Raw genomic sequence first — 19046 nt, 5'->3', positions numbered from 1 at the left:
TTTTCTCCACGCCGAGAACCACGCCGAGAAATCAGCTTTGGTTCTTCGCTTCTCAGATTCCCTATCTTCACCATCTCAGCTTGTGCTCTGCAAGAGCGCTTGTGCGGTTCCTGAGTCACTTATAGGGAGGTTAGCGTTCTCTGTCTGTAGGGCCCCGTGGGGCTTCGCAGTACGCGGGAAATGAGAAGATTCGCTGCGGCTTGTATCTGCGGTCCCGGCGTCGAAGGCGCATCGCTGTAGGAGGCCCTTGATAAGTCCCTAAGAAGAAATATCAGCCGTGCAGCATAGATAGCTCTCGTAACCCTTGCCCTTGGCGTTTTCTACCGTGACTTTCGGGGCTTTATCCTCTTGCTCCTCTCAGCGGCTCTCAGAAGCTCTCAGAAGCTCTCAGCGGCTACTATGCGCCCATGACCGCGTGTGTATGGGTTCCACAGCAGAAAAGCAGACAGAGCTTCACCTTCCCCCGTTTCTTCAGAAGGGCATAACAAAAGGACCCCCGCAGATGCGGGGGTCCTTGAGTATCGCTACCTGGTGGAGGGTTTCCCCTCCGGCAGATCTTTAGCGAATTGTCGTAAATTTACGGCAATTACTTGATGATCTTGGTAACACGACCCGAACCAACGGTGCGGCCACCCTCACGGATAGCGAAGCCGAGGCCCTCTTCCATTGCGATTTCCTGGATCAGGGTAACGGTCATCTCGGTGTTGTCACCGGGCATAACCATCTCGGTGCCCTCGGGGAGGGTGATAACGCCGGTCACGTCAGTGGTACGGAAGTAGAACTGAGGACGGTAGTTGGAGTAGAAGGGGTTGTGACGGCCACCCTCATCCTTGGAGAGGATGTAGACGTTTGCCTCGAACTCGGTGTGGGGGGTGATGGAGCCCGGCTCCACGACAACCTGACCACGCTCAACATCGTCACGCTTCAGACCACGCAGCAGCAGACCACAGTTCTCGCCTGCCCATGCTTCGTCGAGCTGCTTGTGGAACATCTCGATACCGGTAACGGTGGTCTTCTGGATCGGGCGGATACCGACGATCTCGACCTCGGAGTTGATCTTCAGGGTACCGCGCTCTGCACGACCGGTAACAACGGTGCCACGACCGGTGATGGTGAAGACGTCCTCGATGGGCATGAGGAAGGGCTTGTCCTTCTCACGCACGGGGTCCGGAATGTAGGTGTCGACTGCGTCCATGAGCTCCTCGACCTTAGCAACCCACTCGGGGTCGCCTTCGAGAGCCTTCAGTGCGGAAACGCGAACAACGGGAGCGTTGTCGCCGTCGAACTCCTGCGAGGAGAGGAGGTCACGGACCTCCATCTCGACGAGGTCGAGGAGCTCTTCGTCGTCAACCATGTCTGCCTTGTTCAGTGCAACCAGCAGGGTGGGGACGCCAACCTGGCGAGCGAGCAGAACGTGCTCGCGGGTCTGTGCCATGGGGCCGTCGGTAGCTGCAACCACGAGGATTGCGCCGTCCATCTGAGCCGCACCGGTAATCATGTTCTTGACGTAGTCAGCGTGGCCGGGAGCGTCAACGTGTGCGTAGTGGCGCTTCTCGGTCTGGTACTCGATGTGAGCAATGTTAATGGTAATACCGCGCTGGCGCTCCTCGGGAGCGGAGTCGATCATACCGAAGTCACGCTTCTCGTTCAGGTCCGGGTACTTGTCAGCCAGAACCTTGGAGATTGCTGCGGTCAGGGTGGTCTTACCGTGGTCAACGTGACCAATGGTACCGACGTTAACGTGAGGCTTGGAGCGCTCGAACTTAGCCTTAGCCAAGAGTGTTCCTCCTAGAACGATTGAAAACATGCACGCGGATCTTCGCTCCGGCGCATCCCGTTATAAAACGGTCTAGCGTCTACAATAGCGGATTACGCCGCAGAGATGAAACTGTTCATGCTCTCAATAATGGATTTAATTGAAAATTTTAGCGTGGGCCACAGGTTTTTGACCCGTGGCCCACGGGTGAGACGCGGAAATTACTCGCCGCGGCTCTTCTGGATGATCTCGTCAGCGACGTTCTTGGGAACCTCGCCGTAGCTGTCGAATGCCATCGAGAACACTGCACGACCCTGGGTCTTACCACGCAGGTCGCCAATGTAACCGAACATTTCGGTCAGGGGCACGATAGCCTTGATGATCTTAACGCCGGATGCGTCCTCCATGGAACGAACCTGGCCACGGCGGGAGTTCAGGTCGCCGATAACGTCGCCCATGTACTCCTCGGGGGTACGAACCTCAACGTCCATCAGCGGCTCGAGCAGGACCGGGTTAGCGCGCTTAGCGCCTTCCTTGAAGACCATCGAACCAGCGATCTTGAACGCCATTTCGGAGGAGTCGACGTCGTGGTAAGCGCCATCAATCAGGGTTGCCTTCACGCCCACCATCGGGTAGCCAGCGAGGACACCGAACTTCATAGCGTCCTGGATACCAGCGTCGACCGAGGGGATGTACTCGCGAGGAACGCGGCCACCGGTGACCTTGTCCTCGAACATGTACAGCTCTTCGCCATCCAGGGGCAGGGGCTCGAAGGAGACCTGCACCTTTGCGAACTGACCGGAACCACCGGTCTGCTTCTTGTGGGTGTAGTCGACCTTCTCGACTGCCTTCTTGATGGTCTCGCGGTAAGCAACCTGAGGCTTACCAACGTTAGCCTCAACCTTGAACTCACGCTTCATACGGTCAACGATGATGTCCAGGTGCAGCTCACCCATACCACCAATTTCGGTCTGACCGGTTTCTTCGTTCAGCGAAACGGTGAAGGTGGGGTCCTCAGCGGAAAGCTTCTGGATAGCGGTAGACATCTTCTCCTGGTCACCCTTGGTCTTGGGCTCAATAGCCACGAAGATCACGGGATCGGGGAAGGTCATCGACTCGAGAACAATCGGGTGTGCGGGGTCGCACAGGGTGTCACCAGTGGTGGTGTCCTTCAGACCGATCGCAGCGTAAATGTGACCTGCGGTGATCTCCTCAACAGGGTTCTCCTTGTTGGAGTGCATCTGGAAGAGCTTACCGATGCGCTCCTTCTTACCCTTGGTGGAGTTCAGAACCTGCTGGCCCTGAGCTGCGGTACCGGAGTACACACGGGTGTAGGTCAGCTGACCGTAGAACGGGTGAGCTGCAACCTTGAACGCCAGTGCTGCGAAGGGCTCGTCTGCGGATGCCTTACGGGTCAGCTTCTCTTCCTCGTTGGAGGGGTTGGAGCCGACAACGTCCGGAACGTCCAGCGGGGAGGGCAGGTACTCGATCACAGCGTCCAGCATGGGCTGAACACCGCGGTTCTTGAATGCAGAACCACAGAGAACGGGGAATGCCTCGCCGGAGATAACCAGCTGACGGATACCAGCCTTGATCTCGGGGATGGTCAGCTCGCCCTCTTCGAGGTACTTCTCCATGAGCTCTTCGCTAGCCTCAGCAACAGCCTCAACCAGCTCAGCACGGTACTGCTCAGCCTTCTCAACCAGGTCAGCAGGAATCTCCTGAACCTCGTAAGAGGAGCCCATGGTCACGTCACCCTTGGCGTCGCCGGGCCAGACGTATGCCTTCATTTCGAGCAGGTCGACAACACCGAGGAAGTCGCTCTCAGCACCGATGGGGAGCTGAACAACCAGCGGGCGTGCACCCAGGCGGTCGATGATGGTCTGAACGGTGAAGTAGAAGTCAGCACCCATCTTGTCCATCTTGTTGACGAAGCAGATACGGGGGACATCGTACTTGTCAGCCTGGCGCCAAACGGTCTCAGACTGGGGCTCAACACCTTCCTTGCCGTCGAACACAGCAACTGCGCCGTCGAGGACGCGCAGGGAGCGCTCAACCTCAACGGTGAAGTCGACGTGACCGGGGGTGTCGATAATGTTGATCTGGTTGTCCTTCCAGAAGCAGGTGGTTGCTGCGGAGGTAATGGTAATACCTCGCTCCTGCTCCTGAGCCATCCAGTCCATGGTGGAAGCGCCGTCGTGGGTCTCACCGATCTTGTGGTTAATACCGGTGTAGAACAGAATGCGCTCAGTGGTGGTGGTCTTACCGGCGTCGATGTGCGCCATAATACCGATGTTGCGGACCTTGTTAAGGTCGGTGAACACGTCAAGTGCCACGTTATTCTCCCTAAATGAGATACTCCGAAAGCCTGCCGACTCGAATCGACTCGGCAGGCTCTAAACGGAGAATTACCAGCGGTAGTGTGCGAAGGCCTTGTTGGACTCGGCCATCTTGTGAGTGTCCTCGCGACGCTTCACAGCGGCACCGAGACCATTGGATGCATCCAGGATCTCGTTCATCAGACGCTCAGTCATGGTCTTCTCGCGGCGCTGCTTGGAGAAGCCAACGAGCCAGCGGAGAGCCAGAGCGGTGGAACGGCCGGGGCGAACCTCAACCGGAACCTGGTAGGTTGCACCGCCAACGCGGCGGGAGCGAACCTCGAGAGAAGGCTTGATGTTGTCCATAGCCTTCTTCAGGGTTGCGACCGGGTCAGAACCGGTCTTCTTCTCGACGCCCTCGAGGGCACCGTAGACGATGCGCTCTGCGACGGACTTCTTGCCGTCCAGCAGAACCTTGTTGATCAGCTGGGTGACCAGTGCAGAACCGTAAACAGGATCGTTTACGAGGGGACGCTTGGGAGCGGGACCCTTACGAGGCATTACTTCTTCTCCTTCTTAGCGCCGTAGCGGGAGCGAGCCTGGCCGCGACCCTTAACACCCTGGGTATCCAGAGCGCCACGAACGATCTTGTAGCGAACACCGGGGAGGTCCTTCACACGACCACCGCGAACGAGCACGATCGAGTGCTCCTGCAGGTTGTGACCCTCACCGGGAATGTATGCGGTAACCTCGACGCCGCCGTTGAGCTTGACACGAGCGACCTTACGCAGTGCCGAGTTCGGCTTCTTCGGGGTGGTGGTGTACACACGGGTGCACACGCCACGCTTCATGGGGTTGCCCTTCAGTGCGGGCGCCTTGGTCTTAACGACCTTGGGAGTCCGGCCCTTACGGACCAGCTGCTGAATAGTAGGCACGTTTTCTCCGTTGCTTGATCGGGTTCTTCGTTAGAAAATCCCGTGTAAACTTACTGGCCCCCATCACGTTGGATGGGTGCTCTCGGTTATCAGAAACGCTCGGATGCATATCCGGTTGGTTTCTATAGGTTCCTCGACATCTCGGCGAGTTCTCAGGGCTAAAAATCCCCACCATCAGAGGTGAAAAAGTTTTTGGGCACGCTTAAAAATGGCATTTAGGCGTCAGCAAAAAGCAACGCCAAAGGACGGTATCCATACTGCCATTGATTCATCATGCCCGTGCCCTCGGGAAATATCCCGCGTAAACCCACCGGAGGTGGATCCTTGTGCACCGAGCTCAAGTACTTCGGATAAGACTATACAGGTTAAATCCCGCTTAATCTAGCGCTAGAGCTGGGATTCTTTGCTTTTAAGCCCCCATCTAAGGCTAAAAGCCAATGATTTGCCTCACTTAAATTACATCTTTGGGATTTATCACTCCACCTACTGTTCCCTACTGCCCCCCTGCTTCCTTTGACTCCTTGACACAATCTAAAGCAGAAAACCGCCAAGAGCCCTCTCGACGGTTCTTGGCGGCATCAACAAATACGGGAGGCGAGCGCCTAGCTACACCCGCCTCCCGAAAGAGAGTATTCAGTTATAGGTCCGCTGAGGCTACTGGGCTATGCCACTTGGAAGACTCGAGTCTGGCCCTCAAACGGGGTAATAGTCTTCGAGTTCTTCTTGGCGTTGCCGTAGTAGCGGATGCGGTACTGCCCCTTAGGAGTATTAGCCGGCACCTTCCAGCGAACCGTCACCTGAGAAGCCGAAACACCAATGCGCTTCCACTCAAAGAAGGTATCCGGGTTGTTATCGGCGGTGTAGTACTTCCAGGTATTACCCACGCGACGCTCAATCACGAAGTAGCTACCATCGTGATGCATGTTGTTATTCGGGTGAGCACCAGCAAAACGAGCCGTCACCTCTTCGCGGCCGGCAATAGCATCCTGGGGCTGCTGAGTGACCTGGCCGTAACGCATACCAAACATGGGGGTATCGTAGACGACCTTACCCTGCAGGCTGGCAACCGGGCGGCGATCATTCGGGCGGTCACCAATGCCCAGCGGAGTGCCGTTCTTCAGCGAAGTTCCGACAATGTTAATGGTCTGGCGGAACGCACTGGAGGTGTAACGACCGAAGAGGGTCGCACCGCCCTCGTACTGCTGAGAGTCATACTCCTCAGGGGTCGTCACGTAGTGGTCGTAGGCGTTGGTGTAACCCTGCAGAATAATGTGCGATTCGGGAACACCGAAGAGCTTGGCAGCATCCTGGCGGTACTGCACACCCACCGCGCCGGTGAACTCACCGGGCATACCCAGCAGGTAGTAGTCACCGAAGCGCATAATCTGCACCGGATACTTTTCCTGAATGATCGTTCCATTTTTTGCAGAGAAGAGAATACCCTTCGGCTGCTGGCAACGCGTCTGCGCCGCGCTCGGGGTGAACACCAAAGTACCCAGAATAGAAGGGCGACCCGAACCTTCCTTATAGACAGCCCAGCCACCGCCGCCATCCTCAGTGGAACCGGCACCAAACGGAGTACCCAGGAAGCCCTGGCAGGTACGCTCATTATGGCCGCTACCGGTGTACTTGGCATCCACGTTCATACCCGAGAAATTGAAGTACGAGATACGCGAATCCAGGCCCTTACCCACCGGAGTGCCCACACTCTTGAGCTGAGAACGCACTGCATTAGCCTGCTTCTCACCCTGAATCTTCACGTTCTTGAACTGATCATTAGTCGGGCCCTGACCCGGCTTCAGCCAGGTATTCGGAGAAACATCGCCAGCATTAGCATTTGCAAACGCCGCAACGAAACCATCACCACTGCCGGGAACATTGCGATCAACGCCGTGATCTTCAGTCTCCAGCAGGTACTCCGCATAACCCTTGTTATCGCTCGAAATCAGAGTATTCTTCGAGGTCAAAGACGTCGGGTGAATCGCGAACCAATTCAGAACCGCACGAGTCTTACCGTTACGCTCCAGGCGCAGAGTCATATTGGTCGGATCGGTACCACCGGGCATTTTGAAACGAAGCTCAGGAGAGTCCAGATTGAATGCCTCACGGGAGCGATTAACACCCACGCCAGTCAGCTTCGAAGAAGAAATCGTCAGGTTACCCGGAGCTAGATCCTTGGTCGCCTGGCGGATTGCCTTCAGCGAACCATCCACCTGGGCGTTGAAGGTGTCCTGATGGAAACCCAGAGTCGTAATGTTGTACAGGCTCTGGTGCGTAATGCCACCCGGAGTTGCGTGGGTGTGGGTCGCGGTAATCATAATGTTCGACTCATCGTACGCGGGGCCAAACTCAGCGCGGATACGCTTAACCAGTTCATCGCGCAGCGACTGCCAGCTGGTCAGCGTATCGAGCACAACAATGAGGTTGCGCTTGCCCGAAGCGCGATCCACAGCGATGAAAGCACGCGCATACTGACGAGTATGCACGCCACTACCCTTCTGTGAAGAGTCGCCATAGCCCATGAAGCCGACTTCACCAGGCTCACCGGTAATATCCGCTGCACCCGCACCAACCAGGTAGGGGGTAGCGCTAGCACTCTGAGAAACAGGGGCCGCAGTTGCAACCTGACCTGCGGGAAGAATTGCAGAAGCAGCAATAAGGCAGGCCGCGCCAATACGAGCAAGAGAATGCGCAGGTGCCTTAAAACGCGAAAAAACAGAAGAGCGCTTTTGCTCCCCTGCAGACAAGGAGGAATTCTGTTCAGATTCGTGAAGCTGTGACATTCCGGAAGACAGTCGGGTGCCGCCAGTAGTCACCCGTCCGGAAGAGAATGGAGTGATATGCATGCCTTCAAGAATAGAACCTAGTCAAAAGGCTTTCCAGTCGAATTAGCACTGTTCAAATGAAGAATATTCCTTCTTTTTATACCTCAAAGAAAAACGAGTAAATATTCTATTTATAGCAGTATTGGGGCGAATTACAGGGAGTTCCACAAAATTTGATCACCACCTAATTTCTTGCCCAGTCAAGAAATTTTCCCAATTTGAAAAATAATGCACTCCAATGATTTTTTTATAAATAAATTTCACCCACTAGGCAAAAAATATACAACCTTCACCTGAAGGATAAAGAATACTAAAGCACTGCCTAAAAGAAAGACTCTCCCCTCCCCCACCTATTCGATAAACAAAGAACGCGGATACCCGAAACAACTCGAGTATCCGCGTTCTTTATCAAGGAGCGGGTCGGAGTTCTAAACCCCCAACCCAACCCTCACGGCAGAAGCCTTAGTCCAGACCACGACCGTACTCATCCAGCGAAACAGCCATAAAGCCGCCGTTGCCGTAAGTGTACACCTCGTTATCCATCTGGAATGCGCTCGGGTAACCACCAAAAGTGTCCAGAGCCTGCATACGCTCAGCAGTAGCCTGGGCGCTGGGCTCAACCTCAATATCGTTGTAACGTGCCAGACCGGTACCGGCGGGAACCAGCTTACCGATGATCACGTTCTCCTTCAGGCCGAGCAGCGGGTCAGTCTTCGCCTCCATAGCTGCCTGAGTCAGGACGCGGGTGGTCTCCTGGAAGGAGGCCGCCGACAGCCAGGACTCGGTAGCCAGCGAAGCCTTGGTAATACCCATCATTTCCGGACGGCCAGCTGCGGGCTTCTTACCCTCAGCCAGTGCCTTGCGGTTAGCAGTCTGGAAAGCAATGTTATCAACCAGCTCACCGGGCAGCAGATCGGTATCACCGGACTCAATCACGGTCACGCGACGCAGCATCTGGCGAACAATAACCTCAACGTGCTTGTCGTGGATTTCCACACCCTGCGACTTGTACACGCCCTGAACCTCGCTCACCAGATGCTTCTGAGCCTCACGAGGACCACGAATACGCAGAACCTCCTTCGGATCAACAGAACCGGTAGCCAGCTGATCGCCAACCTGAACGTGATCGCCGTTCTGCAGCTTAGAAGCTGCACGACGCAGAACAGTGTAGGACTGGGGCTCAGAACCATCGTCCGGGGTCACCACAATCTTGTAGGACTTCTCGGTATCCTCAATGGTCACGCGACCGGACACCTCAGAAATCGGGGCGACACCCTTGGGGGTACGAGCCTCGAACAGCTCCTGAATACGGGGCAGACCCTGAGTAATATCGTCAGCCGAAGCCACACCACCGGTGTGGAAGGTACGCATGGTCAGCTGGGTACCGGGCTCACCAATCGACTGAGCCGCAATAATACCAACAGCCTCACCAATGTCCACCAGAACGTTCGAAGCCATCGAACGACCGTAGCACAGTGCACACACACCAATAGCGGACTCACAGGTCAGAACCGAACGGACGCGAACTTCCTTCACGCCTGCCTTGAAGAGCTTCTCAATGAGCTCATCAGAGACATCCGAGCCAGCAGCAGCCAGAACGTTGCCAGCCTCGTCCTTCACGTCAACCGCAAGGGTACGACCGTGAATCGAAGTCTCAACATCCTGGTGCAGACCGCCGTCCTCATCAATCAGAGGCAGAACCAGACCGCGGCGAGTACCACAGTCGTGCTCACGAACGATAACATCCTGCGAAACGTCCACCAGACGACGGGTCAGGTAACCCGAGTTAGCGGTACGCAACGCGGTATCAGCCAGACCCTTACGTGCACCGTGGGTTGCGATGAAGTACTCCAGAACCGACAGGCCCTCACGGTACGAGGACTTAATCGGGCGAGGCATAATCTCACCCTTCGGGTTCGACACCAGACCACGGATACCCGCAATCTGACGGACCTGCATCCAGTTACCACGTGCACCGGAGGTCACCATACGGTAAATGGTGTTCAGACCACCGTGAGAGCTCAGGTTCTCACGCATAGCCTCTGCGACCACGTCGGTAGCCTCGGTCCAAACCTTAATCAGCTCCTGACGACGCTCTTCGTCATCGATGGTACCGATCTCGAAGTCATCCTGAATTGCAGCAGCCTGCTTCTCGTAGCGCTCCATAATTGCCGGCTTCTCAGCAGGAGTAGCAATATCAGAAACAGCCACGGTCACGCCCGAACGAGAAGCCCAGTAGAAACCGGAGTTCTTCAGGTTGTCCAGAGCACGAGCCACAACATCCATCGGGTAACGCTCAGCCAAATCATTAATCAGGCTACCCAGGCCCTTCTTATCTGCCACACCGGAGAACCAGGGGTAATCCTTCGGCAGAGCCTGGTTGAACAGAACCTGACCAACGGTGCAGTCCAGCAGAACGGGGTCGCCAGGCTTGTAACCCTCGGGAGCTTCCCAGCCCTCAGGAGCAACAAACTGGTCACCATCAAGGCGAATCTTCACCTTGGTGTACAGCTCAATCTCGTGACGATCCATCGCCATCAGAGCCTCAGACACCGAGGAGAATGCGTGACCCTCGTTCTTCTGACCATCACGAGGAGTAGTCAGGTGGTACAGACCAATGATCATATCCTGCGAAGGAACAGCCACAGGGCGGCCATCCGAAGGCTTCAGGATGTTGTTCGAGGACAGCATGAGGATACGAGCCTCAGCCTGAGCCTCAGGAGACAGCGGCAGGTGAACTGCCATCTGGTCACCATCGAAGTCAGCGTTGAACGCGGAGCAAACCAGCGGGTGCAGCTGAATAGCCTTACCCTCAACCAGCTTCGGCTCAAACGCCTGAATACCGAGGCGGTGCAGAGTAGGTGCACGGTTCAGCAGAACCGGGTGCTCAGCAATAACCTCTTCCAGGACGTCCCAAACCTGCGGGCGGAAACGCTCAACCATACGCTTAGCGCTCTTAATGTTCTGAGCGTGGCTCAGCTCCACCAGACGCTTCATAACGAAGGGCTTGAACAGCTCCAGAGCCATCTGCTTGGGCAGGCCACACTGGTGCATCTGCAGCTGAGGACCAACCACAATCACGGAACGACCCGAGTAGTCAACACGCTTACCAAGCAGGTTCTGACGGAAACGACCCTGCTTACCCTTCAGCATGTCAGACAGAGACTTCAGGGGGCGGTTACCGGGGCCGGTCACCGGTCGACCGCGACGACCGTTATCGAACAGCGAGTCCACAGCTTCCTGCAGCATACGCTTCTCGTTGTTCACGATAATCTCGGGAGCACCCAGCTCCAGCAGACGCTTCAAACGGTTGTTACGGTTAATCACACGACGGTACAGGTCGTTCAGGTCGGAGGTCGCGAAACGGCCACCATCCAGCTGAACCATCGGGCGCAGTTCCGGCGGAATAACCGGAACAACATCCAGGACCATACCCAGCGGGGAGTTGTTAGTGGTCAGGAAGGCGTTAACAACCTTCAGACGCTTCAGAGCGCGGGTCTTCTTCTGACCCTTACCGGTCTGAATGATCTCCTTGAGAGCCTCAGCCTCAGCCTCCAGGTCAAAGGACTCCAGACGCTTCTTAATAGCCTCCGCGCCCATCGCGCCCTCAAAGTACAGGCCGTACTTATCAATCATGGAACGGTACAGCGCCTCGTCACCCTCAAGGTCAGCGACCTTCAGGTTCTTGAAGCGATCCCACACGCGGTCCAGGTGCTCAGCCTCACGCTCGTAACGCTTACGCACCGACGCGAGCTGACGCTCAGCGTTATCGCGCAGCTTGCGCTTCTCAGCAGCCTTACCGCCCTCTGCCTCAATACGAGCCAGCTCAGCCTCAACCTCACGGCTGATAGCGTTCACATCAGCGTTCAGAGCAGCCTCAAGCTCCTGCTTCTCACGGTCGTGAGCAGCCTGCAGCATCGGCAGATCCTCGTGACGAGCTTCCTCGTCAACCTTAGTGATCATGTACGCAGCGAAGTAAATGACCTTCTCCAGGTCCTTCGGAGCCAGATCCAGCAGGTAACCCAGGCGGGAAGGAACACCCTTGAAGTACCAAATGTGGGTAACAGGAGCAGCCAGCTCAATGTGGCCCATACGCTCACGACGTACCTTAGAGCGAGTCACCTCAACACCACAGCGCTCACACACAATGCCCTTGAAGCGCACGCGCTTGTACTTACCGCAGTAGCACTCCCAGTCCTTGGTGGGGCCGAAGATACGCTCGTCGAAGAGACCGTCCTTCTCGGGCTTCAGGGTACGGTAGTTGATGGTCTCGGGCTTCTTAACCTCGCCAAAAGACCAACGACGGATGTCGTCGGCGGTGGCGAGGCCAATTCGCATCAAACCAAGCGAAGATTCGTTGGACATATCGGTCCTAATCTCTTTCTGTAAGTTTCTGAAGACTTGGGTTAGCGGGCGGGAACCCCACAACGCACGCGAGCGCATGCGGGGTTCCCCACCCTAGAAGGAGGCGGTGCTTATGCCTCGTCGACGGAGCTAGGCTCGTCGTGGGTCAGGCTCACGCCCATATCTTCTGCTGCCCGGAAGCCTTCTTCCTCCGAGTCGCTCATCTCAATAATCTTGCCGTCGGTGGAGAGCACCTCGACGTTCAGGCACAGAGACTGCATTTCCTTGATAAGAACCTTGAAGGATTCGGGGATACCCGGCTCAGGGATGTTCTCGCCCTTCACGATAGCCTCGTAAACCTTCACACGGCCCGCCACGTCATCGGACTTGACGGTCAGGATTTCCTGCAGGGTGTATGCGGCGCCGTATGCCTCCAGCGCCCACACTTCCATCTCACCGAAGCGCTGACCACCGAACTGAGCCTTACCACCCAGGGGCTGCTGGGTAATCATCGAGTACGGACCGGTGGAACGAGCGTGAATCTTGTCATCCACCAGGTGGTGCAGCTTCAGGATGTACTGGTAACCAACCGAAATCGGGTCCGGGAACGGCTCACCGGAACGGCCGTCAATCAGACGTGCCTTACCGGAACGGTTGATCAGACGGTCACCATCGCGGTTCGGATTCGAGTGATCCAGGAGGTCGAACAGTTCATCCTCGTGGGCACCGTCGAACACCGGAGTTGCCAGGCGGGTCGGGCCGGATTCCTTCGGGAAGTTCGGCATGCGCTTGAGCCACTCGGGCTCGCCCTCAATCTTCCAACCCTGCTTAGCCAGCCAACCGGTGTGGACTTCCAGAACCTGACCAATGTTCATACGACCGGGCACACCCAGCGGGTTCAGGATAACGTCCACGGGGGTACCGTCTTCCAGGAAGGGCATATCCTCGATCGGCAGGATCTTGGAAATAACACCCTTGTTACCGTGGCGGCCTGCAAGCTTGTCGCCGTCGGTAATCTTACGCTTCTGAGCCACGTACACGCGGACCAGCTGGTTCACGCCCGGGGGCAGATCGTCCTCATCATTGTTCTCGCGGTCGAAGATGCGGATACCGATAACGGTACCGGACTCGCCGTGAGGAACCTTCAGGGAGGTGTCGCGAACCTCGCGAGACTTCTCACCGAAGATTGCGCGCAGCAGGCGCTCCTCGGGGGTCAGCTCGGTCTCGCCCTTGGGGGTGACCTTACCAACCAGGATGTCGCCAGCCTCAACCTCAGCACCGATGTGGATGATGCCGCGCTCGTCCAGAGCCGAGAGAACATCCTCGGACACGTTCGGGATATCGCGGGTAATCTCCTCGGGGCCCAGCTTGGTGTCGCGGGCGTCAATCTCGTGCTCCTCAATGTGAATCGAGGTCAGCACGTCCTCAGAAACCATGCGCTGGGAGAGGATAATCGCATCCTCGTAGTTCAGGCCTTCCCACGGCATGTATGCCACGAGCAGGTTCTTGCCCAGCGCCAGCTCGCCGCCGTCGGTGGAGGGGCCGTCAGCAATAACGTCGCGGTATTCGACGCGCTGGCCTTCCTTCACCACAACGCGCTGGTTGTAGCAGTTACCCGGGTTCGAGCGGGAGAACTTCATGATCGGGTAGGTGGAGACAGAGCCGTCGTCGTTACGGACGATAACGGTCTTAGCGTCCACGGAGGAAACCACACCGGGCTTCTTCGCGAGCACGGAGTCACCGGAATCCAGTGCTGCGTACTTCTCCATACCGGTACCAACCACGGGAGCCTCAGACTCCAGCAGGGGCACAGCCTGACGCTGCATGTTAGCACCCATCAGTGCTCGGTTAGCGTCGTCGTGCTCCAGGTAAGGAATCAGGGCGGTAGCCACAGACACCATCTGGCGCGGGGAAACGTCCATGTACTGTACGGCGCCGGGAGCAACCATAACAGCTTCACCAGAACCGTCACCCGCACGGCAGAGAACCTCGTTCTCAGCGAAGGTGCGGTCAGGGTTCAGCGGTGCGTTTGCCTGCGCAATGACGACACCCTTCTCATCGTCAGCGGTCAGGTAGCGGACCTCATCAGTCACGCGGCCGTCAGTCACCACGCGGTAGGGGGTCTCAATGAAACCGAAGGAGTTGATGCGACCGTAGGTTGCCAGCGAACCAATCAGACCAATGTTCGGGCCTTCAGGGGTTTCAATGGGGCACATACGACCGTAGTGCGAGGGGTGGACGTCTCGAACTTCCATGCCTGCACGGTCACGGGACAGACCGCCCGGGCCCAGTGCGGACAGACGACGCTTGTGGGTCAGACCTGCCAGCGGGTTGTTCTGGTCCATGAACTGCGACAGCTGAGAAGTACCGAAGAACTCCTTGATAGCTGCCACGACGGGGCGGATGTTCACCAGGGACTGCGGGGTGATAGCGTCCACGTCCTGGGTGGTCATGCGCTCGCGAACCACGCGCTCCATACGGGACAGACCGGTACGGATCTGGTTCTCAATCAGCTCACCCACGGTACGGATACGACGGTTACCGAAGTGGTCAATGTCGTCGATATCGATCTTGAGGGAGATTTCCTCGCCGTCGCGGACGCCGGGGATGCTGGTCTCGCCTGCGTGCAGAGCGCAGAGGTAACGAATCATCTGAGCGATGTCGTCCTGGCTCAGAACGGAAGCCTCGGGGGAATCCATGGGAACGTCCACGCCGAGCTTACGGTTCAGCTTGTAACGGCCAACCTTCGCCAGGTCGTAGCGGCGCGGGGTGAAGTACATGTTGTCCAGCAGAGCCTGGGCAGCTTCAACCGTCGGGGGTTCGCCCGGACGCAGCTTGCGGTAGATGTCCAGCAGAGCCTCGTCGCGGTCCTTGACGGAGTCCTTCTCCAGGGTTGCGCGGATGGAATCGTACTGACCGAACTCAGCCAGGATCTTGGACTCGGTCCAGCCCAGAGCCTTCAGCAGAACAGTCACGGACTGCTTACGCTTACGGTCCAGACGCACGCCAACCTGGTCGCGCTTATCAATCTCAAGCTCGAACCATGCACCGCGGGAAGGAATCACGCGGGCAGAGTAAATGTCCTTATCGGAGGTACGGTCCGGAGCCTTCTCGAAGTAAGCACCGGGGGAACGCACCAGCTGAGAAACGACCACACGCTCAGTACCGTTAATAACGAAGGTGCCGGCCTCGGTCATCAGGGGGAAGTCACCCATGAACAGGGTCTGCTGCTTGACCTCGCCAGTAGCGAGGTTCATGAATTCAGCCTTAATGTACAGCGGAGCCGAGTAGGTTGCGTCACGGTCCTTGCACTCCTCAACAGAGTACTTGGGGTCAGCAAACTCAGGCTCAGAGAAGGAGAGCTGCATAGTCTCCTGGAAGTCACGAATCGGGGAGATTTCTTCAAAAATCTCAGCCAGACCGGACTGAGCGGGGACAGAAGTGTCACCAGCAGCCTGCGCCTTTTCCAGACGCTCCGCCCAGCGCTCGTTACCCACGAGGCGGTCGAAGCTATCGGTCTGGATAGCAAGCAGGTTGGGAACCTTCAGCGGTTCGTTAATCTTCGCGAATGAAATTCGGCGCGAGACGTTCTCTGCGCCGTTAGCGGCGTCATGGTTAGAGGTGCTCGAAGCGACCAAAATGGGGATCCTTCCACAGACATGTCTGTTAGCAATCAGCCTCCCGGCGACATTACCGGCGACACGACAACCTCAGCCCCCGAATAAAACGGTGCTCGAAGCTATAGAGTCGGACGGAAAAACGTCACCTTCAGCCCGTGCCCACCGCTATATGAAGGCACAAAGGTTAGGGAAAGCGTAAATACTAACGATACAGGAAGAAATCCCTTCTGTCTACCACACCCTCATCAGGAGTGCAAACCTGCCACAGCGTGCACCTAGCATTCCACCACATTCACAGCCAAACCACCCATGGACGTCTCCTTATAACGGTGAGACATATCCAAACCGGTCTGACGCATCGTCTCAATCACCTGATCCAACGACACACGATGCGTACCATCGCCACGCAACGCCATACGAGCCGCCGTCACAGCATTCGACGCAGCCATCGCATTACGCTCAATACACGGAATCTGCACCAAACCACCCACCGGGTCACACGTCAGACCCAAGTTGTGCTCCATCGCAATCTCAGCAGCATTCTCAACCTGCTCAGGAGTACCACCCATCACCTGCGCCAAACCGGCAGCAGCCATCGAGGAGGCACTACCCACCTCACCCTGGCAACCAACCTCAGCACCAGAAATCGACGCGCGCTTCTTATACAGCACACCCACAGCAGAAGACGCCAAGAAGAAATCAACAACCGCCTGATCACGAGCAGCCTGACCGCAATGACGAATACCCTGCGTGTAGTTCATTGCATAATGCAACACTGCCGGAATAATACCCGCAGCACCATTCGTCGGAGCAGTCACCACGCGACCACCAAAAGCGTTCTCCTCATTGACCGCCAAAGCAATCAGGTTCACCCAGTCAATAGCGAACTCAGGAGACTTCGAAGGATCCTCCACCATCAGATCGCGATGCCACGCACCCGCACGGCAACGCACCTTCAGCGGGCCCGGCAAATAACCCACACGCGCCAAAGAAGAGCCAATGCACTCCTTCATCACACGGTAGATATGCAAGATGCCGTCACGGACCTCCTGCTCAGAACGCAGCGAACACTCATTCGCCATCTTCAACTGCGCAATAGACAGACCAGACTCATTCGCCATCTCCAGCAACTCAGCGGCCGAACCAAACGGATACGGAGGATTCATCAGCGACGCGCCACCGGTCGCCTCCTCATCACCCTCAACAATGAAGCCGCCACCAATGGAATAGTAGGTGCGCTCCAACAGCAGCTGCTCACCCGCAAACGCCGCGATCTTCATACCATTCGTATGGCGCGGAAGAACCGTCAGAGGGCGCAGAGTCATATCCAGCTCACGGTACTTCACCACCGGGCCGTACACCTTCTGCTCCTCACCACCGGGCGCAGTCACACCGTAAGCAGAAGACGGGTAACCCGCCAGAGGCAGCGTACCGTCCACACTATTACGCTCAATCATCGCCTCAGAATCAGCGATATTGATCGTCTCCGGAACAAAACCACACAGACCCTTCAACGCAGCGCTCATCGTACCGTGACCAGCACCCGTAGCCGCCAACGAACCATACAGGTCAATGTGCACACCCGTCACATGGTCCAGCAGGCCCTCATCAATCAGCTCCGCCACAAAACGATTCGAAGCGCGCATCGGCCCCACCGTATGCGAGCTTGAAGGACCCACACCAATGCTGAACATCTCAAAAACGCTGATGTCATACGGCAGAGCCTCTGCCTTCTTCTGGGCACTACTGGGTGCGCTCTGGTCAATAGCCACGTTCTGTCCTTCAAATAAAAATGTCTATGCACCGCACCAAAAAATACGCACCCCTCAACGGAGGAACCACGCACCAATCTGCGGTCTATGCGTGCGGACAATCACCCTTGACTGGCCGCTCTAATCCTAACGCACTTCAGAACCATCACAAACTAAGGCTAGGAACACTTCGCGCCCTTCCCCGCCCCTCAACCCCACGTTACAGCGCAGAAAAGGCGCCGTGCCCACACAGGACACGGCGCCTCTCCCCTACAGATTACCTGCAGAAAAACTCTTACTTCTCACGCTTGTAGAACGGCAGAGCCACAACATCAAACGGAGCACGCTTACCGCGGATATCAACATCCACAGTAGAACCAACCTCAGAGAACTCACGGTTCACCAGCGCCATAGCAATCGGGAAGCCCAGAGTCGGGGAAGGAATACCGGAGGTAACCTCACCAATCTCATTGCCCTCAGCATCCACCAGCTTAGAACCGGCACGAGCAGGACGCTTCGCCTGAGCCTTCAAACCAACCAGGATACGCTTCGAATCGCTCTTAGCCAGCTCAGCCAAAGCCTCACGACCTACAAAGTCAGCAGCCTTCTTCTCCAGAGCAATCTCAACCAGGCGGCCCAGACCGGACTCAAACGGAGTAATCTCAAGACCCAGCTCATGACCGTACAGCGGCATACCAGCCTCAAGACGCAGGGAGTCACGAGAAGCCAGACCGGCAGGAATCATGCCGAAAGGCTCACCTGCAACAGCCAGCTTATCCCACAGCTCAACAGCCTTCTCATTCGGAACGAACAGCTCAAAGCCATCCTCACCGGTGTAACCGGTACGAGCCAGCAGAACATCAACGCCAGCAACAGTCAGCGGCACCGAAGCGTAGTACTTCAGCTCGCGGACAGCCTCCTCATCAGAGACGCCAGCAGCCAGCAGAATCTCCTCAGCACGAGGACCCTGAACAGCAATCAGAGAGGTCTGATCCGACTCATTCACAAACTCAACATTGAAATCACCCAGGCGCTCGCTCATCGCAGCAAAGTCAGTGTCAATGTTCGAAGCGTTCGGAACAACCATGAACTCTTCATCGCCCAGACGGTAAGTAATCAGGTCGTCAATCACGCCGCCCTTGTCGTTAACCAGGATCGAGTACTTCGCCTTACCGACCTTCAGGATGGACATGTTCGACACCAGAGCGTAATCCAGGAACGCACCCGCATCCGGACCGGTCACACGGAACTCACCCATGTGGGACAGGTCGAAAATACCGGCACGGGTACGGACAGCCTCGTGCTCAGCAACGTCGTTAGCGTACTTCAGGGGCATATCCCAGCCGCCGAAGTCGGTGAAAGAAGCGCCAAGCTTCTCGTGGACAGAGTACAGAGAGGTCTTCTTGGGGGACATTAGATTCTCCTCACGCACAGCCTTGTGCTGTTATCGTTCAATCGTCGTAGATTTGATTCGCCCCCACAGACACGAGATACGCT

General features: G+C 56.6%; 9 protein-coding genes. All 9 read right to left on the bottom strand.

The annotated features are described in order from the left end of the window. Window positions 1-586: 586 nt before the first annotated feature. Window positions 587-1777 carry an elongation factor Tu gene (gene tuf / locus ACP3RB_RS01375; RefSeq protein WP_005504946.1) on the bottom strand — a complete coding sequence of 397 codons (1191 nt, stop codon included), beginning with the start codon at window positions 1775-1777 and terminating at the stop codon, window positions 587-589. A gap of 200 nt (window positions 1778-1977) precedes the next feature. After that, window positions 1978-4092, bottom strand: coding sequence for an elongation factor G (gene fusA / locus ACP3RB_RS01370; protein WP_311447070.1), 2115 nt, complete (start codon window positions 4090-4092; stop codon window positions 1978-1980). Window positions 4093-4164: 72 nt separating this feature from the next. After that, window positions 4165-4635 carry a 30S ribosomal protein S7 gene (gene rpsG / locus ACP3RB_RS01365; RefSeq protein ID WP_005504941.1) on the bottom strand — a complete coding sequence of 157 codons (471 nt, stop codon included), beginning with the start codon at window positions 4633-4635 and terminating at the stop codon, window positions 4165-4167. Next, window positions 4635-5009, bottom strand: coding sequence for a 30S ribosomal protein S12 (gene rpsL, locus ACP3RB_RS01360; RefSeq protein ID WP_005504939.1), 375 nt, complete (start codon window positions 5007-5009; stop codon window positions 4635-4637). Before rpsL ends, rpsG begins: the two co-directional genes overlap by 1 nt. 662 nt (window positions 5010-5671) lie before the next feature. Continuing rightward, window positions 5672-7756: a neutral/alkaline non-lysosomal ceramidase N-terminal domain-containing protein gene (locus ACP3RB_RS01355; protein WP_426699224.1), complete on the bottom strand. Its 2085-nt coding sequence runs from the start codon at window positions 7754-7756 to the stop codon at window positions 5672-5674. Window positions 7757-8296: 540 nt separating this feature from the next. Beyond that, the gene (locus ACP3RB_RS01350) at window positions 8297-12199 is read right to left on the bottom strand and encodes a DNA-directed RNA polymerase subunit beta' (RefSeq protein ID WP_426699223.1); all 3903 of its coding nucleotides are present in this window, start codon (window positions 12197-12199) and stop codon (window positions 8297-8299) included. A 110-nt stretch (window positions 12200-12309) separates the two neighbouring features. Further along, window positions 12310-15816: a DNA-directed RNA polymerase subunit beta gene (rpoB, locus tag ACP3RB_RS01345; RefSeq protein WP_314934910.1), complete on the bottom strand. Its 3507-nt coding sequence runs from the start codon at window positions 15814-15816 to the stop codon at window positions 12310-12312. 257 nt (window positions 15817-16073) lie between these two features. After that, entirely contained in the window at window positions 16074-17570 is a 1497-nt protein-coding gene (locus ACP3RB_RS01340) for an L-serine ammonia-lyase (protein WP_311452671.1), read from the bottom strand. Window positions 17571-17844: 274 nt separating this feature from the next. Then, window positions 17845-18963 (bottom strand): glycine cleavage system aminomethyltransferase GcvT, encoded by a 1119-nt coding sequence (gene gcvT / locus ACP3RB_RS01335; protein WP_311452672.1) that lies wholly within the window; start codon window positions 18961-18963, stop codon window positions 17845-17847. Between the last annotated feature and the right edge of the window lie 83 nt (window positions 18964-19046).

The organism is Rothia mucilaginosa (assembly GCF_049990865.1).
In the GTDB taxonomy this organism is placed as follows: domain Bacteria; phylum Actinomycetota; class Actinomycetes; order Actinomycetales; family Micrococcaceae; genus Rothia; species Rothia mucilaginosa_I.
The sequence above is the reverse complement of the archived record's forward strand: the minus strand, read 5'-3'. Positions and strand labels throughout refer to the sequence as shown.